The sequence below is a fragment of the Deinococcus sp. AB2017081 genome (assembly GCF_034440735.1).
In the GTDB taxonomy this organism is placed as follows: Bacteria; Deinococcota; Deinococci; order Deinococcales; family Deinococcaceae; genus Deinococcus; species Deinococcus rufus.
Genome location: NZ_CP140098.1, coordinates 2,538,080 through 2,561,360, shown reverse-complemented (window position 1 = coordinate 2,561,360; position 23,281 = coordinate 2,538,080). Strand labels below are relative to the sequence as shown.

19 protein-coding genes are annotated in these 23,281 nt (G+C 69.1%); 9 read left to right on the top strand and 10 right to left on the bottom strand.

The window, feature by feature from the left end; all coding sequences use genetic code 11:
- Nucleotides 1–51 precede the first annotated feature (51 nt).
- The gene (locus U2P90_RS12460) at nucleotides 52–1,272 is read right to left on the bottom strand and encodes a type II secretion system F family protein (protein WP_322472367.1); all 1,221 of its coding nucleotides are present in this window, start codon (nucleotides 1,270–1,272) and stop codon (nucleotides 52–54) included.
- Nucleotides 1,273–1,358: 86 nt separating this feature from the next.
- On the opposite strand from U2P90_RS12460, the gene U2P90_RS12455 reads away from it, so the two are divergent.
- The 4 genes from U2P90_RS12455 to gatA all read left to right on the top strand — a co-directional run bounded on the left by U2P90_RS12455 (nucleotide 1,359) and on the right by gatA (nucleotide 4,936).
- A complete protein-coding gene (locus U2P90_RS12455) occupies nucleotides 1,359–1,994 on the top strand; it encodes an L-threonylcarbamoyladenylate synthase (protein WP_322472366.1) in 636 nt (211 codons plus the stop codon).
- Nucleotides 1,991–2,518 (top strand): SMC-Scp complex subunit ScpB, encoded by a 528-nt coding sequence (scpB, locus tag U2P90_RS12450; RefSeq protein WP_322472365.1) that lies wholly within the window; start codon nucleotides 1,991–1,993, stop codon nucleotides 2,516–2,518. Before U2P90_RS12455 ends, scpB begins: the two co-directional genes overlap by 4 nt.
- A 131-nt stretch (nucleotides 2,519–2,649) precedes the next feature.
- Nucleotides 2,650–3,411 carry a DUF4388 domain-containing protein gene (locus tag U2P90_RS12445; RefSeq protein WP_295815356.1) on the top strand — a complete coding sequence of 254 codons (762 nt, stop codon included), beginning with the start codon at nucleotides 2,650–2,652 and terminating at the stop codon, nucleotides 3,409–3,411.
- Nucleotides 3,412–3,481: 70 nt separating this feature from the next.
- The gene (gatA, locus tag U2P90_RS12440) at nucleotides 3,482–4,936 is read left to right on the top strand and encodes an Asp-tRNA(Asn)/Glu-tRNA(Gln) amidotransferase subunit GatA (RefSeq protein ID WP_322472364.1); all 1,455 of its coding nucleotides are present in this window, start codon (nucleotides 3,482–3,484) and stop codon (nucleotides 4,934–4,936) included.
- 95 nt (nucleotides 4,937–5,031) lie between these two features.
- Here the strand turns inward: gatA and U2P90_RS12435 are convergent, their stop codons facing one another.
- The 6 genes from U2P90_RS12435 to U2P90_RS12410 form a co-directional block, all read right to left on the bottom strand.
- A complete protein-coding gene (locus U2P90_RS12435) occupies nucleotides 5,032–8,502 on the bottom strand; it encodes a diguanylate cyclase (RefSeq protein ID WP_322472363.1) in 3,471 nt (1,156 codons plus the stop codon).
- A 4-nt stretch (nucleotides 8,503–8,506) separates the two neighbouring features.
- On the bottom strand, nucleotides 8,507–10,204 hold the full coding sequence (locus U2P90_RS12430; protein WP_295815351.1) for a winged helix-turn-helix domain-containing protein: 1,698 nt from the start codon (nucleotides 10,202–10,204) through the stop codon (nucleotides 8,507–8,509).
- A 256-nt stretch (nucleotides 10,205–10,460) separates the two neighbouring features.
- Nucleotides 10,461–11,834, bottom strand: coding sequence for an FAD-dependent oxidoreductase (locus tag U2P90_RS12425; RefSeq protein WP_322472362.1), 1,374 nt, complete (start codon nucleotides 11,832–11,834; stop codon nucleotides 10,461–10,463).
- 193 nt (nucleotides 11,835–12,027) lie between these two features.
- A complete protein-coding gene (locus U2P90_RS12420; RefSeq protein ID WP_322472361.1) occupies nucleotides 12,028–12,960 on the bottom strand; it encodes a carbohydrate ABC transporter permease in 933 nt (310 codons plus the stop codon).
- Nucleotides 12,953–13,888 (bottom strand): carbohydrate ABC transporter permease, encoded by a 936-nt coding sequence (locus U2P90_RS12415; protein ID WP_295815348.1) that lies wholly within the window; start codon nucleotides 13,886–13,888, stop codon nucleotides 12,953–12,955. Before U2P90_RS12415 ends, U2P90_RS12420 begins: the two co-directional genes overlap by 8 nt.
- A gap of 96 nt (nucleotides 13,889–13,984) precedes the next feature.
- Complete coding sequence (locus U2P90_RS12410; protein ID WP_322472360.1) at nucleotides 13,985–14,218, bottom strand: hypothetical protein; 234 nt, start codon at nucleotides 14,216–14,218, stop codon at nucleotides 13,985–13,987.
- A gap of 222 nt (nucleotides 14,219–14,440) precedes the next feature.
- Here U2P90_RS12410 and icd point away from each other — a divergent pair, with 222 nt between their 5' ends.
- Complete coding sequence (gene icd / locus U2P90_RS12405; protein WP_322472359.1) at nucleotides 14,441–15,685, top strand: NADP-dependent isocitrate dehydrogenase; 1,245 nt, start codon at nucleotides 14,441–14,443, stop codon at nucleotides 15,683–15,685.
- Between the two features lie 178 nt (nucleotides 15,686–15,863).
- Here the strand turns inward: icd and nadA are convergent, their stop codons facing one another.
- From nadA to U2P90_RS12390, 3 genes are read right to left on the bottom strand one after another with little or no spacing between them, the layout of a single operon-like run.
- Complete coding sequence (gene nadA / locus U2P90_RS12400) at nucleotides 15,864–16,880, bottom strand: quinolinate synthase NadA (protein ID WP_295815342.1); 1,017 nt, start codon at nucleotides 16,878–16,880, stop codon at nucleotides 15,864–15,866.
- On the bottom strand, nucleotides 16,877–17,725 hold the full coding sequence (gene nadC, locus U2P90_RS12395; protein WP_322472358.1) for a carboxylating nicotinate-nucleotide diphosphorylase: 849 nt from the start codon (nucleotides 17,723–17,725) through the stop codon (nucleotides 16,877–16,879). The genes nadA and nadC overlap by 4 nt, the downstream gene beginning before the upstream one ends.
- A 46-nt stretch (nucleotides 17,726–17,771) precedes the next feature.
- Nucleotides 17,772–19,349 carry an L-aspartate oxidase gene (locus U2P90_RS12390; RefSeq protein ID WP_322472357.1) on the bottom strand — a complete coding sequence of 526 codons (1,578 nt, stop codon included), beginning with the start codon at nucleotides 19,347–19,349 and terminating at the stop codon, nucleotides 17,772–17,774.
- A 76-nt stretch (nucleotides 19,350–19,425) separates the two neighbouring features.
- Here U2P90_RS12390 and U2P90_RS12385 point away from each other — a divergent pair, with 76 nt between their 5' ends.
- The 4 genes from U2P90_RS12385 to U2P90_RS12370 all read left to right on the top strand — a co-directional run bounded on the left by U2P90_RS12385 (nucleotide 19,426) and on the right by U2P90_RS12370 (nucleotide 23,275).
- Entirely contained in the window at nucleotides 19,426–20,580 is a 1,155-nt protein-coding gene (locus U2P90_RS12385; RefSeq protein ID WP_322472356.1) for a class I SAM-dependent methyltransferase, read from the top strand.
- Between the two features lie 70 nt (nucleotides 20,581–20,650).
- Nucleotides 20,651–21,139, top strand: coding sequence for a Panacea domain-containing protein (locus U2P90_RS12380; RefSeq protein WP_295815335.1), 489 nt, complete (start codon nucleotides 20,651–20,653; stop codon nucleotides 21,137–21,139).
- A 7-nt stretch (nucleotides 21,140–21,146) separates the two neighbouring features.
- Entirely contained in the window at nucleotides 21,147–21,593 is a 447-nt protein-coding gene (locus U2P90_RS12375; protein WP_322472355.1) for a hypothetical protein, read from the top strand.
- A 149-nt stretch (nucleotides 21,594–21,742) separates the two neighbouring features.
- The gene (locus tag U2P90_RS12370) at nucleotides 21,743–23,275 is read left to right on the top strand and encodes a B12-binding domain-containing radical SAM protein (protein WP_322472354.1); all 1,533 of its coding nucleotides are present in this window, start codon (nucleotides 21,743–21,745) and stop codon (nucleotides 23,273–23,275) included.
- The last annotated feature ends 6 nt before the right edge of the window (nucleotides 23,276–23,281 follow it).

The following is a 23,281-nucleotide window of genomic DNA, read 5'->3' as shown; positions in this document are numbered from 1 at the left end:
GGCCCGGCGGTCACCCGCGAATGTGACCGCCGGGCAGGCGCGCAGGAGCCGTTATTTGCTCAGGCTGCCGATGATGCTGAACATCGGGAGGAACATCCCGGCCACGATGGTACCCACGATGCCGCCCAGGAACACGATCATGATCGGCTCGATCGCGGCGGTCATTCCCTCGACCGCCTCGTCGACCTCGCGGTCATAGAAGTCGCCCACCTTGTCGAGCATGGAGTCCAGGGAGCCCGTCTCCTCACCGATCGCGACCATGCTGACCACCATGGGTGGGAAGATCTTGCTGGTCGCCAGACTGCTGCTCATCTGGTCACCGACCATGACTACGTTCTTGGCATTCTCGATCGATTCCTCGACGATGGCGTTGTTGGCCGTGCCCTTGGTGATCTCCAGGCTCTCGATGATGTTCACGCCGGAGCTGATCAGGAGACCGAAGGTTCTGGCAAAAGAGCTGATGGCGCTCTTCTGGAGCAGGTTTCCGAAGATAGGAATGCGGAGCTTGACGTCGTCGATGACACGGCGACCCTTCGGGGTCGAGTAGTACCAGCGGTACAGGAAGGTGACGGTGATTCCGATGGCGAGGATGTACAGCGTGCCGTGCTGGAGGAAGTTGGAGGTGGCCATCAGCACTTTCGTGATGCCTGGCAGGGGGGCGTTCAGCTGGGCCAGGATTCCGGCGAACTGGGGCACGATGGTCGTGAGCAGGAAGTACGTGATCAGGATGGCGAAGATCAGCACGATGACGGGGTACGTGAGGGCACTCTTGAGCTTGCCGCGCAGCGCGAGATCCTTTTCCTGGAAGGCCGCGATGCGTTCCAGCACCGAGTCGAGCGTCCCGCTGGTCTCGCCCGCACGAACGAGGTTGACATACAGGCGGTTGAAGAGTTTGGGATACTTGACCAGGGTCTCACTCAGCGGTGTTCCGCTCTCGACGTCCGTGCGCATGGCCTTCACGATCTCCTGAAAGCCCTTGTGTTCCATCTGACGCTGGAGGATCGCCAGGGACTGCACGAGCGGCACCCCGGCGTTGATCAGCGTGGCCATCTGCTTGCTGAAGATCGCCACCTGTTTCAGGCTCGGGGGGCGGTCGCTCAGGAAGGGAATCTTGACGTCGGCATTCAGCCCGCCCTTCGGCGGCTTGATCTCCACGATCATGAGGTTCTTCGCACGCAGGGCGTCACGCACCTGCGCCAGCGAGTCGGCCTCCATCTGGGATTTCAGCACTTTCCCGGAGCGGTCGCGCACACGGTATTCGAAGACGGGCATATCCAGCCGAGTATAGTCAGGGGGTCTTGCGGCCACCTTACAACGCGTGCGAACCGCGTTGTGCCCGCTGCCAAACGGACTGACCCATGCCAGAGCATCCACCATCCATTGACCCGGCCCAGCCCCTGCCTGACCTCCTCGCGCACGCGGTGCGGGTGCTCCAGAGCGGGGGCGTGGTCGCCTACCCGTCCGAGACCGTCTGGGGGCTGGCGGCCCATCCGGACGCCCCCGGCGGCATCGGCCGGCTCGTTGAGGTCAAGGGCCGCGATCCCCTCAAGCCCCTGCAGGTGTCGTGCGTGGACGCCCGCACGGCGTGTCGCCTCGCGCACCGGGACGAGGCCCTCCTGACCCTCGCTGCCCTGTGGCCCGGCCCCCTGACTGTCGTGGCCCGCGCGTCCGACCACTGCCCGCCGGCGCTGGCCCCGGACGGCCACGTGGGGCTGCGGGTGCCGGATCATCCGGTCGCCCGTGCCCTGCTGGCCGCCGTCGGGGGGATGCTGGTCACGACCAGCTGCAACGTGTCCGGTCATGCGCCGGCGGCCACCGAGGCCGACGCGCGGGCCACGGGACTGGCCGACGTGGTGCTGCCGGACGGTGGGGTGCCTGCGGCCGGCCTGGCGAGCACGGTCGTGCGGCTGCCCGGTGCGGCGATCGTGCGTCACGGCAGCGTGTCTGCGCAGGAGATCCACGCGCTGCTGGCCCGTGGGCACCGCCGGCCATGACGCGCACACGTGAACTGATCGGGGCGGCCCTGCTGGCGGCGGGGCGCCCCGTGAGTGCGCGGGAGCTGTCAGCCGTCCTCGAGCTGAGTGAGGACGCCACCCGGATCGAGGTCGCCGCGTACATGGCCGAGGTCACGGCCCACGGCCTCGGGTTTCAGGTCGAGGAAGTCGCCGGCGGCTTCCGGCTGGTGGTGCCGGCGGATCTGGCGGTGGCGCTGGCCCCGCTGCTGGCCCCGCCGCCGCTGCCGGCCCTCAGCGCGGCGGCCCTGGAAGTGCTGGCCGTGATCGCGTACCGCCAGCCGGTGACCCGCACCGAGATCGAGGCCATGCGCGGTGGGAGCGCGGGCACCGTCGTGACCCTGCAGGAGCGGGAACTCGTGAAGGTGGTCGGCACCTCCGACGCCGTCGGCCACCCGCTGCTGTACGGCACCACCGACCGCTTCCTGCTGGACTTCGGGCTGGGCAGCCTGCGCGATCTGCCGCCGCTGGACGGAGCTGACTTCGCCCACCTGTTGCGCGGCTGAGCGCATGGGGCGCGTCCGTGCCCCGCACGGGGGGAGGGGGACGCCGGGTGGGTTGCCCTTGGCGTGCGGATGAATGAAGATGTGAACGGCCACGGGTCGCGGCACCCCGCTTCCTGACCGGCTCCTTACGCATGACCCATTCCACGGCCAGTCTCGAAACCTTCGATTTCCTGGAACTGCTCTACCTCCTGACGGACCAGGGTCGGAGTGGCGTCCTGACGGTCTTCCGGCCCGACGGGCAGTTTCAGGCCTGGCTGGAGGGTGGCCGGATCCGGCATCTGGAATTCGGGCGCGACCGGGGCACCAAGGCCCTGGTCACCCTGATGTCCGATCCGCGGGGCCGCTTCCAGTTCGATGAGGGGCTGAGCCATCCGGATCCACGGATGGACGCCCCGCTGGACGAGGTCACGCTGGAGCTGCTGGACACGCTGCCGCCGCCGCCGGTGGGCTTCGACGGACCGGCACGGTTCACCTCTCGGGAGCGGCTGGCCCGGATCCGCTGGACACTGCGCGAACAGGCCACCCTCCAGCTGGTCGATGCGCAGCGGCCGGTCGCAGAGATCAGCGTCGATCCTGACGCCCGTCGGCTGCTGGAGAAACTGCACCGCATCGGGCTGCTCGTCAGCCGCAAATCCCGCGTGGCGCGGCTGACCGTGACCGTCACCCGCGAAGTACGGGGCGTGGCCCTCGTGGACGATCTGATCTTCCGGCGCTGGAAGGAGGACATGGTGCGCCTGCCCCAGACCATCGCCGTGCGGACGGACGACGGGGACGTCTACACCCTGCCGGTGCGCAGCGGCAACAACCTGGCGGCGCTGCTGATGCTGCCACCGGAACTCCTGATGCGCACCAGCCTGCGGGCCGGCGACAGCGTGCTCGTCCGGCCGCTGTAGGCGGCGGGCCCGGCGGGCAGCGTGCACAGCCGTGTACCGGCCGGGGCCAGCCCCGCTACACTGGCGCGGTATGTCCGGCCTGCCCTCTGCCACAGCCCTCGTCCGCGCGGTTCAGACGCGGGACACCACCCCACAGGCCCTGCTGGACGTGGCCCTGGCCCGCGTCCAGGCGGCTGCGCCGCTCAACGCCCTGGTCAGTGTGAATCCCCACGCCGCACAGGACGCCGCTGGCGTGGCGGCCCGCGTGGACGCCGGCGAGACCCTGCCGCTGGCCGGGCTGCCGATCATCGTCAAGGACAACATCAACGTCACCGGAACCCGCACGACCTGCGGCAGCCGCATCCTCGACCGCTATGTCAGCCCCTACACCGCGACGGCCGCGCGGCGGCTCCAGGACGCGGGTGCCGTGATCATCGGCAAGGCCAACATGGACGAGTTCGCCATGGGCTCCAGCACCGAGAGCAGCGCCAGCGGCCCGACCCTGAATCCGTGGGATCCCGCCCGGGTGCCGGGCGGCAGCAGCGGTGGCAGTGCCGCCGCCGTCGCCGCCGGACTCACGGCGGTGGCCCTGGGGAGTGACACCGGTGGGAGTGTCCGCCAGCCGGCCGCGCTGTGCGGCGTGTACGGGCTGAAGCCCACCTACGGCCGCGTGAGCCGGTTCGGGCTCGTCGCGTACGCCAGCAGTCTCGACCAGATCGGGCCGCTGGCCCACCGGGCGGAGGATCTGGCCCTGCTCATGAATGTCATGGCCGGACACGATCCGCACGATCCGACCAGCTTGGACGCGCCGCCCGCCTTCCGCACCGGCACTCCGGACGACCTGCGCGGCCTGCGCGTCGGCGTGATCCGCGAGAGCCTGGACGGCAACACGGCCGGCGTGACGGCCACCCTGACGGCCACCCTGGACGCCCTGCATTCGGCCGGCGCGACCGTGCAGGAGATCAGCGTGCCCCAGCTGCGCTACGCGATCGCTGCGTACTATCTGATCGCCATGCCCGAGGCCAGTTCGAACCTCGCCCGTTTCGACGGGATGGTCTACGGGCACCGCGAGCCCGGCAGCGACGTGACCGCCAGCATGACGCTGACCCGCGAACGCGGCTTCGGGCGTGAGGTGCAGCGCCGCATCATGATCGGTACGTATGCCCTGAGCAGCGGCTACTACGACGCCTACTATTCGCGCGCCATGAAGATCCGCCGGCGACTCGCCGACAGCTTCACGGCGGCGTTTGCCCACGTGGACGTCCTCGTGACCCCGACCAGCCCCTTTCCGGCATTCCGGCGCGGTGAGAAGACCAGTGATCCCCTGGCCATGTACGCGGCCGACGTGGACACCGTCGCCGTGAACCTCACGGGCCTGCCCGCCCTGAGCGTGCCGATGGGCTTTGAGACGGTCGACGGCACCGCGCTGCCGGTCGGCATCCAGTTCATCGCGCCGGCCCTGAACGACGAGCTGCTGCTGCGGGTGGCGGGTGGCCTGGAGGGACTCGGTGCCGTGCAGGCCCGTGTCGCGCCGGCCTACGCGTGACCGCTGCCGGATGGCCGGAGCTGCCCGCGTCGCGGACCTGATGCGCCGCACGCGAGGCGGGACGTGGCGGTCGGTTCGTCGACCGGATCCCGATGTCAGGGGCTGATGTCGGAGCAGATCCGGTCGCGGCCACTGTTCTTGGCCCGGTACAGCTGCTCATCGGCCAGGGAGATCAGCTTCTCGTGGTTGGCGACGTGCGGATCGGTGGCCACGCCGATCGACAGGCTCACCTTGAGCCGCGGATGGATCTGCGACCAGTCGTAGCCCCGGACGATGTCCTGCACGCGCTCACACACGCTTATGGCCTGCGTGAGCGAGGTGTTCGGCAGGACGAACAGGAATTCCTCGCCGCCGTAGCGGCCGACCGAGTCCGCGGCGCGGACGGCTGCCTGGAACAGCTGCGCCACCGTGCGCAGCACCTGATCGCCCACCAGATGGGAAAACTGGTCATTGATCTGCTTGAAATGGTCGATGTCGGCCATGCCGACGCTCAGGGCGCGCCGCGTCACGCGGGCCTGGGCAAATTCGTCCTGCAGGAGGTTCTCGATATGACGGCGGTTGAACAGCCCGGTCAGGCCGTCTTCTGACAGCTGGCGCTCCAGGAGCCGGGACTGTTCCTCAAGCATGTGCACCAGGCTGCTCTTCTCGGTGTTCGAGCGTTCCAGCGCCTCGTTGGCGCGGGCGAGTTCGATGGTGCGCAGGCGGTAGATCTCGGCCTCGGACTTGGCCCGTTCCACCTCCAGCTGCGACATCATCGACCGGGTTCTCATGGTCGAGGCCTGGTCGTGGATCTCGCGCTCCAGATCATGGTGCAGGCGGTAGAAATTGAAGGCGTCGGCGTGTTGCCCCTCGTGCGCCGCGATCTCGGACAGCTGCTGGTAGGTCAGCATCTCCAGATCGCGCATGCTCCGGTCCCTGGCCGCCGACAGGGCCTGCAGGTAGTACTCGCGGGCCAGCGCGTGTTCGTGGGCGTCATGGTACACGCGGCCCAGCTCGTAGCGGTTCCACGGCTCGTTGGCACTCAGGTTCGCCGCCACGGATTGGTCGATGGCCTCCCGCAGCAGCCTCGTCCCGCGCTCGACATCGCCCAGTCGGGCGGCCGCCTTGCCGGTCATGGCCAGCCCGAGGTTCATGGTCGGCAGGTTGCCCGTCTCGCGGGCCAGCGCGACCGCCTGCTCGGCCGCCTGGGCACACAGCTCGATCTGGTTCAGATCGAAGGCAATCGTCGCCAGCGTGTTCAGGGCGTCCTCCTGACCGTGCAGGACATCCAGGCTCCTGAACAGCTCCAGACTCTCCTGCACGAACTGCTGGGCCTGCAGCAGATCGCGGTTGCGGTAGCTGAGCGTGCCCAGGTTGTGCAGCAGCAGCGCCTCGCGCAGGCGGTCTTTGTGGTCGCGGGCAATGCGCAGCGCCACGCTCAGCTGATCCGTGGCCTTGGCGTAGTCCTGAAGGTTGTTGTACACGGCCGCGATGAAGTTCGCACAGTCGGCCTGGAGTCCGGGATCGTCCAGCCGCACGCCGATGTCCTGGCCCTGGGTCAGGTGGGCGAGGGCGTCCTCGTACTCGCCGGCCACGAGACAGTAGAACCCCTGGGTACGGTGGGCAAGGCCCAGCACGCGTTCATCGGTGCCGTGCCGCGCCAGGGTGATGGCCCGGTGTGCCAGCTCCGCACCGGTCATGCTGTCACTCTTGCGCAGGCTCCAGGCCCGGTCGACGAGTTCCTGCACTTCCAGGGTCTCGGGACTGCTCGCGGCCACGCGCCGCGCCGGGATCTCGACGAGGGCGCTCTGGGTGACCGTGGCGGGACTCTCCGCCGGGCTGCTGCCGTGGATCAAATTCACGAGATGCTGCACGATGTCCGGATCGAACTGGGTGCCGGCCTGCCGCTGCATCTCGTCCAGTGCCGCCTGCACGGGCCACGCGTCCTTGTAGGGGCGTTCGGTGATCAGGGCATCGAACACGTCGGCCACGGCCACGATCCGGCCGCTGATCGGGATGTTCAGGGCGCTCAGGCCGCGCGGATAGCCTGTGCCGTCCCAGCGTTCGTGATGCGTCATGGCGATTTCCTCGGCCACGCGCAGCAGCCGCGACGTGCTGCCCTCCAGCACCTTCGCGCCGATGATCGTGTGGAGCTTCATGCGCTCGAATTCCTCGGGCGAGTAGCGGCCACTCTTGAGCAGGATGTCGTCCCCGACACCGATCTTGCCGATGTCGTGCAGGCGGGCGGCCCAGCGCAGCAGGTCCGTCTCCTCCTGCGGCAGCCCCATCGCCTCGGCCAGGGACGCGCTGAGCTCCCCGACACGGCGCGTGTGCTGGCCGGTGCGGTCGTCGCGGTACTCGGCGGCCAGCCCCAGGCGATTGACGATCTCGATCTGCACCGCCTCCAGCTCGGCCGTCCGCAGCCGTACGGTTTCCTCGGCCTGGATCCGCGCCAGCTGGGACGCGTCGTTGAGCTGCCGGTACATCTCCGTCTCGCGGCGGGCCCGTTCGGCCTCGAACCGGGCGGTCAGGGACTGGGTCTTGCGCTCGTTTTCCTCGGTGAACAGTTCGCGTTCCAGATCGCGGTATGCCCGCAGGTACGGATATGCCTCGGCCAGCCGGCCCTGTGCCTCCAGTCCGGTGAACAGACTCTCCAGGATCGAGAGTTTGGAGGCGTGCAGTTCATGGGCCGTGGCCAGGGCCAGCGCCGAGTCCAGATGGACGTGCGCCTCCTGCGCGTTCGAGCGGCGGAATTCCAGGCGACCCAGGCTGAGCATGGCGTTCACCCGTCCCTGCACGTCGTTGGTCTCGGTCGCCCAGTACGACGACAGCCCGAACATCGACAGGGCCTCGTCGAGCGCGCCCTGGTCGAAGTGAACCTGTCCGACGTTGTCATACAGATCGATCAGGTGGTGCGTCAGGTCGTGGCTGCGCGCGAGATCGATGGCCTGCGTCAGGATGGACTGGGCCTGCTCGAATTCGCCCAGATCCTTGTGGGCCAGGCCGCTCATGCCCATCGCGCCCAACTCGGTCTCCACGTCCTCGCAGCGCCGGGCCTGTTCCAGACCGGGTTCCAGGAAGGACAGGGCCTGGGCGGGCTGCGCCATGGTCAGAAAGATCCGGCCGATATTGACATTGCATGCCGCACGGACGTCGTCCGGGATCTCGGTGTACTGGTCACACAGCTTCTGGCACTGGTACAGGGCCGCCAGCGCGTCGGCGTGGGCCCCCAGATACGACCACACCATGCCGATGTTGTTCAGGCACAGGCCCTGGCCCACCCGGTCGCCGTTGCGGGCCCGCAGCTCCACCTCACGCTGCAGGGCATTGACCGCGACGTTGAACTGGCTGCACTGCTGGGCGGCCGTGGCCAGCATGGACAGCGCCTCGACCTCCTGGGCGTCCTCACCCAGTTCGCGGGCCTTGTCGGCGTACGCCCGGCACGCGTCCACAAGTTCCTCGGTCTCGCCCTGGGCCGCCAGGGAGACGCAGCGGGCCGCGTACAGGTTCAGCAGCTCGGTCGGAGTTTCGGTGTCCCCGGGTGCGGTCTGGGCCACAGCCGTCGGCACGCCCATGAGATCGTTCATCGTCTCACCCATGGTATCGCCTGTCGGTGGCCGGCGGGCCGGTCAGGGGCTGGAGCGAATCGAGGGCCACACGGAACATCTCGGACACGCCGCCCGCGTGATCCGGGCAGACGGTGTCGGAATACTGGACATCCAGCGGGAACGGGGCAGAGGCCACGAAGTCAGCCAGCGTGCCCTGCAGCCGGTCTTGCCAGCCGCGCAGGGCCGAGATCCGGTTCACGCCAGACGGAAGTCGCAGCAGGCACGCGAAGGTCGCGCCGTTCAGGCGGTACGCGCGGTCCTCGGTGCGCCGCACGCCGTCCAGCACGCGGGCCAGGCGACCGATCAGGTCGTTGCCGCCCGCGTAACCGATCGTGGCATTCAGGAACCGGATGTTCGCCACCTCGACGACGGACAGCACGAAGCCGCTGCGGTGCCGTGTGGCATACGCGAGTTCCGCCGACAGGTCGGACAGGAACGCCTGCCGGTTCCCGAGCCCGGTGTCCTCGTCGGTCAGGGCAGTCCGTTCCATGGCCTGCATGTGCAGGTGCCGCGAGAGGTTCACGGCGATGGACTGCGCGGCCGATTCGAGCAGGGGCACGGTATCCGGCTGGCTGCGCTGGACACCCTGCGGATCGAAGGCATGGATCGTGAGCGTCTGTCCGTTCACGTCGCACTGCACGCTGACACCGCCGCGCCGCGTGCCGGCCGCCGTGACGCCGTCGATGGCCGCGCCGTCCTGCTGGTAGCACCCCAGCGCGGGTGAGTGGTCGCCGGCGTGCGGATACCACGCGGCGCAGGCGGCGTAGCCGGTCAGGCGGGCCAGCACCGGCAGGCCCAGCCGCATCAGATCAGACACGCTGGAGGCCTGTTCGAGCTGCCGGGAGAGCAGGTTCAGGAGCTCTGCTTGCTGGATGGCCCGCAGCAGCTGTTCGGTGCGCTGCTGAACCCGCGCCTCGAGCCCGGCGTTCAGCATTCGCAGTTCCTGCTCGGCCGAGCGTCGCAGGTCGATTTCCATGTTCAGCCGCAGCGCCGGATTGACCAGCGAGGCCACCGCTTCGAGCTGGGCATAGATGGTCACGTCCCAGGTCACGCCCGGTGCGCCCACGACGGCCAGCGTGCCCCACACCGTGTCTGCGCCGGCCAGGGGCAGCAGGGCCGTCATGTGGTGGTGGACGCCCCAGTCGGGGGTGTACAGCGGCTCGTAGCCCTCGACGCTCGGCAGCTCAGCCCACGGGATCCCGGTGGAACCGGCCGCGCCGCGCACCAGCCACGGCAGTCCCGCGGCCCGGTGGCCACCGTCGGGCCGGGTCAGCAGCGCCACGCCGCGCAGCTGCAGGTTGGCGGCCAGGGTCGCCTCGACCTCCTGCAACACGCCGTCGGTCGAGGTCACGCGCAGGATCCGGCGGCCCAGGTCGAGGAGCATCAGGGCGTCGCTGGACAGGTGGTGGTAGTGGGGCAGCGACTGCTGCTGCGGCGGAGCGCCGGGCCGGCGGTACCCGGCACCGCGCACCGTCTCGATCAGGTGATCGCCCGCCTTGCGTCGCACCCGTTTCACATAGGCGTCGACGATGCGGTCATCTCCCGCAAAGTCCAGTCCCCACACCCGTTCCAGGATCTCGGCGCGGCTGAACAGCCGGCCCGGATGCCGCTCCAGCAGCTCGAAGAGCGCCTCCTCCTTGGCGGTCAGGGCCGCGCGGGTGACGTCCGGCGGGAGGGTCACTGCGCCACCGTCCGGATGCCCGGGGACGGTGGGCTGGCCGGGTCACGGCCGGGATTCATGGCAGGGAAGGCGGGGTGAGCATCACACATCTGACATCCGTTCGGTACCAAAAATCTGGCTCCACATCGTCGTCCAGGGACGATCGTGCAATGTGAAGTAAACCTCATGCCCCATCGTCTCAGGCCGACGCTTACAGATTCCTTCCATGAGATCCGTGTGGACACGGTGCCGGAGGTGGCCCCCGGCGGGTGTCCGGCTACAGCACCCCACCCCGGACGCGCATCTCGGTTCTCAGGGCCTGGGCATTGATGGCCCGGACGCGCCCACCGTGCCGCTGCGCCGCCCACGCGGCCGTGATCCCGGCGGCCTCGCCCATGGTGTGACAGTTCTGCTGCACGCGGATGCTGGACTGCGCCTCGAAGGTGCTGCTCGCGGCCCGGCCCGGCACGAGCAGGTTCACGATCCCGACCGGTACGATGCAGCGCAGCGGGATCTCGTGATACGCGTCCTTCGCGAAGTACGGCGCGGAGCCCTCGCGGTCGTGCAGCAGGCGCTCGCCACCCTTCACGGAATGGATGTCCACGGGGTAGTGGTTGCGGCAGATGCCGTCGTCGAAGCGCGCGCAGTCGAGGATGTCCTCCAGCGTCAGCGTGTAGTCGCCTGTGATGCGGCGGGACTCGCGCACGCCCACCATCGGCGCGACCACCCCGATGAACGCCGATTCGCAGCCGGGCAGGAACGCGCGGCAGAACGCAGTCAGTCGGTCGATGGCCTCGCGGCCGTCCACCTGCGCGGCCGACAGCTGCCACGGATCGGCCCCGTCGTGCAGGTCTGGGCGGATGCGCGGACAGTTGAAGCTGACCTCGCCGAGCCGCCCCGGCACGCTGAAGCCCTGGAAGTAGTCGCCGTCGCGTTCCAGCAGCACGCCCGAGTCCACCGCGCGGCGGAACAGCGGCTCCAGTGTCGATTTCTTGTCCCACACCATCCAGAAGTGCAGGAAGTGCTCGCTCTCCTGCCATTGTCCCTGCGCCCGCAGGAACGCGCACAGCCGTGCCGTATCCACGCCCGCCAGCGTGAAGCGCAGGCTCATGGCCTGATGCACGCCGTCGTCGTCGCCGCCACGCATGGGCACCCCGCACAGGGCCGCCACATCCGCGTCGCCCGTGGCATCGATGAACGCCGCCGCCCGCAGTGCCTGGAGGCCGCCCTTGTTGTGGACGACCAGCGCGTCGATGCGGTCACCGTCCAGGACGGGCTGCACCACATGGGTGTGGTACAGCACCTCGCCCCCCGCCTCGAGCAGCATGTGCTCCAGCACGAATTTCATGCCCTCGGGGTTGAACCAGTTGTCGTTGCCGCCGGGATCGGTCGCGCCGTCGCCCCGGGCCTCCAGCCGGCGCTTGAGCTCATCCGTCAGGCCCCGGTTCAGGTTCTCGCCCGCCGAGACGTTGCGCATCAGGGGCGTGACCCACGCGTTGGTTCCGGTGCCGCCCAGGCTGCCCTGGGCCTCGATCGTCAGCACCCGTGCGCCTGTGCGCGCCGCCGCGATGGCGGCCATCGCCCCGGCGGTGCCGCCGCCAGCCACGATCACGTCCCAGTCTCTGTCCAGCGTGCGGTAGGGGAGGGTCATCGAGCCGTCACGCTAGCGCAGGCGCAGCCGCCGTGAGTGAATCGGCGCGGTGGGGGAGGGCCTCCATGCCTGCGGGGCCCATGCTCTGCTCGCACGCACGGCGCCGGACGTCCACTCCACTGCGAATGCTCCGGAGTCGGGCCGCCGTATTCGGCCGCTCAGCACCGCGCCCCCCCGGCGCGCGACACGGGCCTCAGCCCTTCACGGCCCCCTCCAGGCCCTTCATGAAGTAGCGCTGGCCGAAGGCGAAGACGATCAGGATCGGGATGATGGTGATCACGGCCCCTGCCATGACAGCGCGGCTGTTCGTGCTGAAGGTGCCGGACAGTTCCAGCAGCCCGGCCGACAGCGGCATCAGGTTCTTGTCGGGCAGCATGACGCGGGCCCACAGGAAGGAGTTCCAGTACGCGACGAACTCGAAGATCGAGAACGCGGCGATGGTCGGCATAGCGAGCGGAACCATGATGCGCCGCCAGATCTTCAGCTCGCTGGCCCCGTCGATGCGGGCGGCCTCGATCAGCTCCAGCGGCACGCTCAGGTAGGCCTGCCGGATCAGAAACAGGCCGACGATGCTGGCGATTCCGGGAATGACGATGGCGAGGTACTGCCGGGCCGCGTCCAGCACGGGATTGGTCTGCTGGAGCAGACCCAGCTTGATCACGGTGATGTAGTTGACGATCAGGCCGGACTCGTTGGGCAGCACCATCAGCGCGAGGATCGCGTAGAAGATCAGGTCGCGGCCGGGAAAGCGCATCTTGGCCAGCGGGTACGCGGCCAGCGTGGCGAGCGTGACGGTCAGGGTGACGCCCAGCGTGCAGACGATCACCGAGTTCAGGATCAGCCGCCAGAAGGGCACCGTGGTGCCGCGCCACATCTCGGCGTAGTTGCGCAGGCTCACGGCGGCGGGCAGGATCTTGGCCTCGTAGATGTTCCCGGTCGATTCCAGCGACGTGATCAGTGTCCAGTAGAAGGGATACAGCATGATCAGCGCGATCACGATCAGCACGGCGTAGGCCAGGGTGTTGACCGCACGTTCGCGGCGGCGGCGGCGGGCCTTGAGCTGCGCGGCGGCGGCCGCGTAGGCGTCGGTGGTCACCGGGGCGGCGGAGAGGGTCGCGTCAGCCATCGACCTTGCCCCCACGGGTGATCCGGAAGTTGATCAGGCCGAACAGGATGCTGATCACTGCGATGATGATGCCTCCGGCAGCGGCCAGGCCGTACTGGAAGTCCTGGAAGGCCTTGGAATACGTATAGAACAGCGCCGAATACGTGCTGCCCGCCGGGCCGCCCTGGGTCATGACGTAGATCTCCTCGAACACCTTGATGGCGCTGATGGTGGACAGCAGGCTGCACACCAGGATGGTCGGGCGCAGGCCCGGAATGGTCACGTTCCAGAAGACCTGCCAGCGCGTCGCGCCGTCGATGGTGGCGGCGTCGTCGAGTTCCTGGCTGACATTCTGGAGGCCGGCCAGATACAGCACCATGTAGTAGCCGATGCCCTTCCACAGCGTCACGAACATGACGGCCAGCAGCGCGGTCGCCGGATTGTTCAGCAGGCCTCGATCCTCGCGCATCAGGCCCAGCGACATCAGCACCGCATTGACCGGGCCGCCCTGCTGGTACATCCAGTTCCACATCAGGCCGGCCACCGCGAAACTGGTGATGGCCGGCACGTAGTACGCCGTGCGGAAGAAGGTGACGCCCTTGAGGGGGCGGTTGACCAGCAGCGCCACCAGGATGCTGATCACCTGGATGACCGGCACGACCAGGATGTACTTCAGCGAGTTGCGCAGACCGCTCCAGAACTGCTCGTCTTGGGCCAGCGACCGGAAGTTGTCGAGGCCCACCCACTCGGGCGGACTGATGATGTTGTATTTCGTGAAGCCCAGGTACGTGCCGAAGAACACCGGCCAGGTGTGGAACATCATCAGCAGGATCAGGAACGGCAGCATGAAGGCGTAGGCGGCCACGGTGTTGCGCAGCGTCACCCGCGCTCCCGCGCTGCCCACGCGGTGCTCGTCACGGCGCGACCGGCGCCGGGGGGTGGAGGTCATGGGCGGTAGTGTACGCAGTTCCCGGCGACGTGGCATGAAAAACCGGCCCGCGCACAGGGCGTGCCGGGCCGGTCAGGGGAGGTTGAGACTCAGACCTTAATGGCCGTCGCCGTCTTTGGCCTCGCGCTTGCCCTCGCTGTACTCGGCGTTGGCCTCGCGGTTGTGCACCTCGGCCTTGGCGCGGTCTTCCAGGGCCTCGGCCTTATGCTTGGTGTCCCCGGTCACGGCATGGGCCACGTTGTGTCCGGCCTCGCGGGCACGGTCGGCGGCCTCGTTGACCTTGGCCTTGGCGGCGTCCAGCATGTTTCCAGCGGTGCTCTTGTCACTCATCAGTCGAGTCCTCCTGAATTGAATTCCCGGAAATGGGTGAGTCCAGCGTGCACCGCCCGCTGCCCGGGGACATGAGCCGAATGTCAGTGCGCGTCCATCAAGGCTCCGTGGAGTCTTTGGGCAGCACTCATGTGCCGGTACCGCCCCTCCGGCGATGCCGTTAAGGTCACATGGACACTTACGTGCCGCCTCATGTTCTGAAGCGATACAGTGGGCCCCGACATGACGACCCACATCAAGGTGCCCGCACAGGGCGAGAAGATCAGCATGCAGTCCGGCAAGCTCACCGTGCCTGACCGTCCCATCATTCCCTTCGTGGAAGGCGACGGCACCGGCCCGGACATCTGGAACGCGTCTGTGCGCGTCATCGACGCGGCGGTGGCCAAGGCCTACGGTGGGCAGCGCCAGATCGAGTGGCTGGAGGTCTACGCCGGCGAGAAGTCCGTGCAGGTCTACGGCGAGGGCCAGTGGCTGCCCGAGGAGACCCTGACCGCGTTCCGCGAGTACCTGTTCGGCATCAAGGGCCCGCTGACCACGCCGGTTGGCGGCGGGATCCGCAGCATCAACGTGGCGCTGCGCCAGGAACTCGACCTGTATGCCTGCGTGCGCCCCGTGCAGTACTTCCAGGGCGTGCCCAGCCCGGTCAAGCGCCCGCAGGACGTGGACATGGTCATCTTCCGCGAGAACACCGAGGACATCTACGCCGGGATCGAGTACAGGGCCGGCACGCCCGAGGCCGCGAGGATGCGCGACTTCCTGGTGGGCGAGATGGGCGTGACCAAGATCCGCTTCCCCGACAGCAGCTCCTTCGGCGTGAAGCCCGTGAGTCAGGAGGGCACCGAACGCCTGGTGCGCGCCGCCATCCAGTTCGCGCTGGACAACGGCCGCAAGAGTGTGTCGCTCGTGCACAAGGGCAACATCATGAAGTTCACGGAGGGCGGCTTCCGCGACTGGGGCTACGACCTGGCCAAGCGTGAGTTCGGCGCGGTCGAGATCGACGGCGGCCCGTGGTGCCAGCTCCCGAACGGCATCGTCATCAAGGACGTGATCGCCGACAACTTCCTGCAGCAGATCCTGACCCGTCCCACCGACTATGACGTGATCGCCACCCTGAACCTGAACGGCGACTACGTCTCGGATGCGCTCGCCGCGCAGGTCGGCGGGATTGGCATCGCGCCCGGCGCGAACATCAACTACGTGAGCGGCCACGCCATCTTCGAGGCGACCCACGGCACCGCGCCGAAGTACGCCGGCAAGGACGTCATCAACCCCTCGTCCGTGATCCTCTCGGGCGAGATGATGCTGCGCTACATGGGCTGGACGGAAGCCGCCGACCTGATCCTGAAGTCGCTGGACGCCACCATCCAGCAGAAGTTCGTGACCTACGACTTCGCCCGCAGCATGGAAGGTGCCCACGAGGTCAAGACCAGCGAGTTCGCGAACAAGATCATCGAGAACATGGGCTGATCCAGCCGGAACAGCGGGGGGGCGGAGAGGCAATCTCCGCCCCCTTCGGCTGTCTCGCGCCTTATACGGACTCCGGGAGATGGACGGACATCCGGTTCGTTCCCGGAGTCCGTCCGTTCTCCTTCTCACCCCGGTCGGATGTTATCCCGTGTTCAACGGGATTCAATCGGAGTCCGTATTACCCGATCGCCAGCATCCGTTCGATCGGCACCAGTGCCCGCTCGCGGATGTCGGCCGGAACCGTCACGCGCGGTTCCAGGTTCAGCAGGGCGTCGCGGATGTTCTCCAGCGTGATCATCTTCATGTACTCGCAGCACGCCGTGCGGCTGACCGGAATGAAGGTCTTGCCGGGCACGTCGTTCTCCAGGCGCGTGACCATGCCGGTCTCGGTCACGACGATGAATTCCTGTGCGGAGCTGGCCCTGGCGCGGTGGATCATGCCCTCGGTGGAGTAGAGCTTCAGGTCGGGCAGCGCCCCCAGTACCCGGCTGGAGCATCCGCACTCGGGGTGGATCAGCAGCTCCGCGTCTGGGTGCGCGAGCTGCTGGCCCTGCACGTCCTCCGGGCGGATCGCCTCGTGGACGTGGCACGCGCCGTCCCAGACGTCCATGGCGCGGCCGGTCTCGCGGATCACGTGGGCGGCCAGGAAGCGGTCGGGCGCGAAGAGCACCGGCACGTCCGCCGGCAGGCTCGCCACGATCTGCACGGCGTTGCCGCTGGTGCAGCAGTAGTCGCTCTCGGCCTTCACGTCGGCGGTGGTGTTCACGTAGGTCACGACCAGCCCGCCGGGGTTCCTCGCCTTCCAGTCGCGGATGCCCTGCGCCGTCACGGTGTCGGCCAGCGAGCACCCCGCCCGCAGATCCGGCAGCAGCACGGTCTTGTCGGGGCTCAGGATCGCGGCGGTCTCGGCCATGAAATGCACCCCGGCGAACACGATCACGTCGGCGTCGGTGCGGGCTGCCTGGCGCGACAGCCCCAGCGAGTCGCCCACGAAGTCTGCGATGCCCTGAACCTCGGGCCGCTGGTAGTTGTGCGCGATGATCACGGCGTTGCGCTCCCGGCGCAGCCGCTCGATGTCGGCGCGGATCTGCGCCTCGTCCGGCAGCACCTCCAGCTGAAGCAGGTCACGGTGCGGCACCTGGGGGCGCGGGACGACGGGCGTGGGCTCGGTCACAGCTTGCGGGGTGTGGGTCATCGCAGATCCTCGGGCATGGGAATGAAGTTCAGGCTGATGTCGAGCGCCGGGGCCGAATGCGTCAGGGCTCCGGCGCTCACGTAGTCCACGCCGCTGGCTGCGACGCGGGGCAGGCGTTCCACGGTCATGTTGCCGCTGGCCTCCAGGGTCACGTGCGGGGCGAGCCGGTCGCGCACCCGCACGGCTTGGGTCAGCAGGTCATCGTCCATGTTGTCCAGCAGCACGCGGTCGGCCCCGGCGTGCAGGGCCTCCTCCAGCCCGGCCAGATCCGGCACCTCGCACTCGATCTTGAGCAGGTACGAGTGGTCGCGGGCACGGGCGATGGCCTCGCGGATGCTCCCGGCCGCCGCCACATGGTTGTCCTTGATCAGGATGCCGTCGTCGAGGCCGGCGCGGTGGTTCACGCCGCCGCCGTGACGCACGGCCGCCTTCTCCAGATCGCGCCACAGCGGGGTGGTCTTGCGGGTGTCGAGCAGCCGGGTGTGGCCGCCCCCGAGCGCGTCCACGTGCCGCCGCGTGTGGGTCGCCACGCCGCTCAGGCGCTGCAGCAGGTTCAGCGCGAGGCGCTCCCCGGTGAGCAGACTGCGGGCCGGGCCTGTGACCGTGCCGATGGGGCCACGGTTCCGCGCTGCGCCGTCATCGGTCGTCCACTCGACCGTCACGGCCGGATCAACCAGCGCGAACACGCGGGACGCCACCTCCAGGCCGCTCACGACACCGCGTTCCTTGAGCAGAACTTCGGCATGGGCGCGTTGCGTGGCGGGAATGGTCGCCAGCGTTGTGGCGTCCCCCCGCCCGATGTCCTCTGCCAGTGCCGCGCGCAGGCGGTCGTCGAGGCTCAGCATGGCCGTACTCCGGACATGGGCGGGTTCATGAGGGTCACGTGTGCCGTCACGCGCCGAACCCTAGCACGGCGGTTCCCACCGGCACGTGCTCCGGCTCGCCGCCCGTGGCCAGACGCTGCACCGTGTGCACGGGTGTGCTCTCTCCCGGCACGCCCTGGTGCGGGAAGCCCTCCTGCGGGAAGTCGGTGCGGAAGTGGCCGCCGCGTGACTCCCGGCGGGCCAGCGCCCCGCGCAGCATCAGGCCGCCCAGCAGGCGTAGGTTCGCGGCCTCCAGCTGCGGGCGTTCGGTGCCCTGGGCGTTGGGTTCGTGCCCCGGCCACTGCGACACCGCCCGGCTCAATGCCTCGCCGCTGCGCCGCAGTCCGGCGGCTCCGGCCAGTACGTCACGCAGGGCCGGCAACCCGGCCGGGTCGGCACCGGGCGCGGGGCAGGACACACCGTCCGACAGTGGCAGCCGGCCCTCGGCCAGGGCGGCGCGGGCCGCGCGGGCCCCGAACACCAGTCCCTCCGACAGGCTGTTGCTCGCCAGGCGGTTCGCGCCGTGCAGGCCGCTCGACGCCACCTCACCCGCCGCGTACAGGCCCGCCACGGTGGTGCGCCCGGCGGCGTCGGTCAGGACGCCGCCCATGGTGTAGTGCACGGCGGGCTGCACCGGGATCAGGTCACGGCCCAGCTCCAGACCCAGTGGCCTCAGCGTCTCGGCGATGGTCGGGAAGCGGGCGTGCACGAATGCCGCCCCGAGATGCCGCAGATCCAGGCTCACCCCGCCGGTGGCCGCGATCTCGGCGGCGATGGCGCGGGCCACCACATCGCGCGGGGCCAGTTCCGCCAGGGCGTCGTAGCGCGGCATGAAGCGCTCGCCGTGGGCGTTCACGAGCACGCCGCCCTCGCCCCGCGCCGCCTCGGTGACCAGATAGGCCGCGCCGCCGCGCACCACGGCGGTCGGGTGGAACTGCACGAATTCCAGGTCACGCAGGGCCGCGCCGGCGCGGTAGGCCAGGGCCAGGCCGTCCCCGGTGCCCTCGGGCGGCGCGGTGGTCACCGGGTACAGCCGGCCAAAGCCCCCGCTGGCGAGCAACACCCCTCCGGCCCGGATGGTGACCGGCCCCTGCGTCCCGAGCACATCCGCGCCGACCACGCTGCCGACGTCGGCACTCACGCGCAGGTTCTTCACGTGGGTGCCGTCCAGCAGCCGCAGCATCGGCCCCTCGGCAGCCCGCAGCGCCCGCGTCAGGGCCGCGCTGATGGCCGCGCCCGTCGCGTCCCCGGTGTGGCGGATGCGGGGGCGAGTGTGCCCTCCCTCCAGCGTCAGGGCGGGCGAGAAATGCACGCCGAGGTCGCGCAGCTGCTCCACGTGGGCCTGGGCCTCGGCCACGAAGGCCTGCACCGTCGCCGGCTCGCACAGGCCCCGGCCGGCCCGCACGGTGTCCTGCGCGTGGGCCTCCTGATCCGCCGGCTGGGCCGGCGCGGCGATGCCGCCCTGTGCCCAGCGCGTCGAGCCGCCGTACAGGGCGACCTTACTGACCAGCACCACGTCAGCGCCAAAGGATCGGGCGGTCAGGGCGGCGTAGGCCCCGGCGACCCCACCGCCCACCACCAGAAGTTCCGTGTCGATGCTTCTCACGACCACAGCGTACGGGCCGGTGCGCCCCGCCGATCCCTGCTGTGCCCCCCATTCTCACGTGCTCTATGCTCCGCGCATGTCTCGCGTGATCCTGGCCCTGCTCGGGGTGATCCTGCTCGCCGTGGTGGCGCTGGCCCTGTTGTGGTTGCTGGGTCAGGTGATGGTCGGTGTGGGGGCCTTCGTGGTGGGCACGGCCGCCGTCCTGTCCCGCCTGCTGTGGTTCCTGATCGTCACCGGGGTGCTCTCGGGGCTGGTGTACTTCGTGGCCAGCGCGTGGCGGCCCGCCGCGCGGATCGCCACCCCCGGCGTGCCGTCCGGCGTCCGGCTGGACACCGCCGCGACTGCCTTCGCGGTGCCCGCCCCGGCGGGCGGCCCTGCACAGAGCACAGCCCAGGGCCGCCCGCCGGAACACGCCGCCCCGGTCAGCGCTGCGCCGGCCGCCGCACCAGCCGGGCCCGCCGCCGACCATCCCGCCCGCTTCGACGGCCGGGCCGGGGTGTATGCGGCAGCCCGGCCCGGCTATCCCGAGGATCTTGGAACCTGGCTCGAGGAGGCTGGTCTGCTGGACGCCCCCGTGGCCGACATCGGAGCAGGCACCGGCCTGTTCACGCGGCTGCTCCTGGCGAGCGGCGCGACCGTGCAGGCCGTGGAACCGAACCCGGACATGCGGGCGCAGCTCCTGACCGCCCTGGCCGACGCCGTTCAGGCGGGTCGGCTGACGGTTCACGGCGGCACCTCCGAGGCCACAGGGCTGGCCGACGCGGCGGTGGGGCTGATCACGGCGGCGCAGGCGGCGCACTGGTTCGATCCGGAACCGACCGTGGCCGAATTCCGGCGGGTGCTGCGCCCCGGCGGGAGGGTGCTGCTGGTGTGGAACGACTGGCGGGGCGTGGAGCGGCCCTTCAACCGCGCCTATGGCGAGGCCATCCGCCCGTTCCTCGCCGCGGGCACGCCGGACGTGGCGACCCGTGTGCCGGAAGACCGCCTGCCCGCCCTGCTGCCCGGCGGCTTCGAGCGCCGCGAGTTCACGCACGAGGTCACCCTGACGCGCGAGCGCCTGCACGCCCTGGCGGCCAGCGTGAGCTACCTGCCCGGCCCGGACGACGCGGGCTATCCGGCCATGACCCGCGCCCTGGACGACGTGTTCGACATCTATGCCCTACGCGACTCGGTCACCTTCGGCTACCGCACGCACGCCTTCCTGGGCTCTGTGGAGGAGCCCGTGACCTGACCGCCGACGCTCCGGCGTGTTACGCTGGGGACAGAACGTGGCCCGCCGGGCCGGAAGGAGGAACGCTGCCATGACCACCGCCATCGACGATCCGCACCGCACCGGGTACGCCGCCGAGGTCGTGGCGAATTCCCTGCTGGACTGTGCCCGTGCCGAGGGCCGGCAGCTCACCCAGATGCAGGTGCACAAGCTGGTCTTCATTGCCCACGGCTTCACCCTGGCCCTGCTGGGGCGGCCGCTGATGTACAACACCGTGCATGCATGGCGCAACGGCCCGGTCGTGCGGCGCCTGTGGCAGCACTGGGGCGAACGCGGCACGCGGCCGATCGACGCGCCGCTGCCGGTGTCCCCCGGCGAACCCGACGTGACCGGCGACCCCGAGGTCATGGAGGTCATCCGCTCGGTGTGGAACGCCTACGGCAGCATGGACGGCGTGGAACTGTCGCGCCTGACCCACTCGCGGGGCAGTCCGTGGTCGCAGGTCTACGGCCAGACCGGCGACCTGATCCCCAACGAGATCACCCGCGAGTACTACACGGGCCTTGCCCGCAGTGCCTGAGGGCGCGATGCCTGAGACCGCAGTGCCTGACGCCACCGTGCCAGATCCAGCTGTGCCGCTCCCACCAGTCGTCAGCGCCGTGCCCCCCCAGGACGCCGGCGCGTCCCCCATCGCCCGCGCCATCATTCAGGGCGCGGCGGCCGAGCGCCGCAACGCCGATCTCGATACGCGCACCCGCGAGCTGCGCTACCGCGAACTCGTCGACCAGCGGCTGCTGCGGCTCCTGATCGGCCTGAGCGTGTTCGGCGTGTCCGTCCTGTGGCTGGTGGCGGATGTGACCCTGACCCTGGGCCAGGGCTTCGGCACGCTGTTCGGGCAGCCGTTCCGCCTCGACCCGACCATCATCATCGCGTTCCTGACGACCAGCACGGCCACGGTGATCGGCCTGTTCCTGGTCTTCCTGCGCTGGCTGTACCCCAGCGGCTCGGGTCGCGGCGAGGGGCGCGACGGGTGACCGGGCCGGCGGGCCTGATCCCGCACCCCCCTCAAAGGCGACGTGACGGGCGCTTCAGTCGTCATCCCCACGTCTGGTACACTGCGTGGCTGTGACGCGCGTGGCCTCTCCCTGACACTGGAGTCCCCGGGCGCCCGCCCGGAGGACTTTTGAGCTACTGGCGCAACACACTGAAACCCCTGCTGGACGCGGAAACCGGCACGATGTTCAAGCAGGCCCCGATCCGCGTGACCCTGGCCTTCCCGAACCGCTATTCGGTCGGCATGGCGTCGCTGGGTTATCAGGTCATCTACCGCATGTTCAACAACGAGGAGGGCGTCGCGTGCGAGCGTGCCTTCCTGCCCGACGATGTGGACGCCTTCGAGAAGACCGGGCAGGCCCTGCCCACCGTGGAGAGCGGCCGGGATGCCGGGGACTGCCAGCTGTTTGCCATCAGCGTGTCGTTCGAACTCGACCTGACGAACATCATCCGGACGCTGGACGTGGCCGGCCTGCGCCCCCTGCGCGAGGAACGCGACGATTCGGACGCCGTGGTCATGATCGGCGGGCCCCTCACGAGCAGCAATCCCTACCCGCTGACGCCCTTCGCCGACGTGATCGTGATCGGCGACGGCGAGCAGATCGTGCCGGTGGTCAGTGAAGCCCTGCGCGAGGCCGCCAGCCGCGAGGACTTCTACGACCTGATCGACGGAATGCCCGGCATCTTCCTGCCGGCGCGGCACAGCCACGAGCCGACATGGGCGACCGCGCCCAAGGAACTGCTGCCGGCATACTCGCAGATCGTCACGCCGCACTCGGAACTGAGCAACATGTTCCTGGTCGAGGCTCAGCGCGGCTGCCCGCGGCCCTGCACCTTCTGCCTGGCCCGCACCATGTACGGCCCCAACCGCAACAACCAGGCCCAGGAACTGCTGGACGTGATTCCCGACTGGGCCACCAAGGTCGGTCTGGTCGGCGCGGCCCTGTCGGACTTTCCCCATACCAAGTTCGTGGGCCGCACGCTGACCGACCGGGGGATCAAGCTCGGTGTGAGCAGCATCCGCGCCGATACCGTCGATGCGGAACTGGCCGAGATCCTCAAGGCCGGCGGCCTGCGCACCTTCACGGTCGCCTCCGACGCGCCCAGCGAACGCCTGCGCCGCTGGCTCAAGAAGGGGATCACCACCGAGGATCTCACCAAGACCGCGCACATCTCGCGTGACCTGGGCTTCAAGGGCATCAAGGTCTACATGATGATCGGCCTGGGGCCGGAGAACGACGACGACATCACTGAACTGATCTCGTTCACGAAGGAACTCGCGGCCATCAACCGGATCGCGCTGGGCATCAGTCCCTTCGTACCCAAGCGGCACACGCCGCACTTCGCCGATCCCTTCGCCGGCGTGCAGGTGATCGAGAAACGCATGAAGCGCATCCAGAAGGAACTGCGCACCACCGCCGAACTCCGCAACGTGTCCGCCAAGTGGGCGTGGGTGGAGAGCGTGATCGCGCGGGGCGGCCCCGAGGTCGGCATGGCCGCGTATCAGATCTACCGCAACGAGAGCATCGGCGCGTGGAAGAAGGCGCTGGACGACGTCGGCTGGACGGATTCCTTCGAGGCCAACGCCCCCGCCATCGACCTGCCGCCCGGTCAGTATGAGCCGCGTGAGGTGTCGGCCCACGCGCAGGGCCTGGCCGTCTAGGAGCGC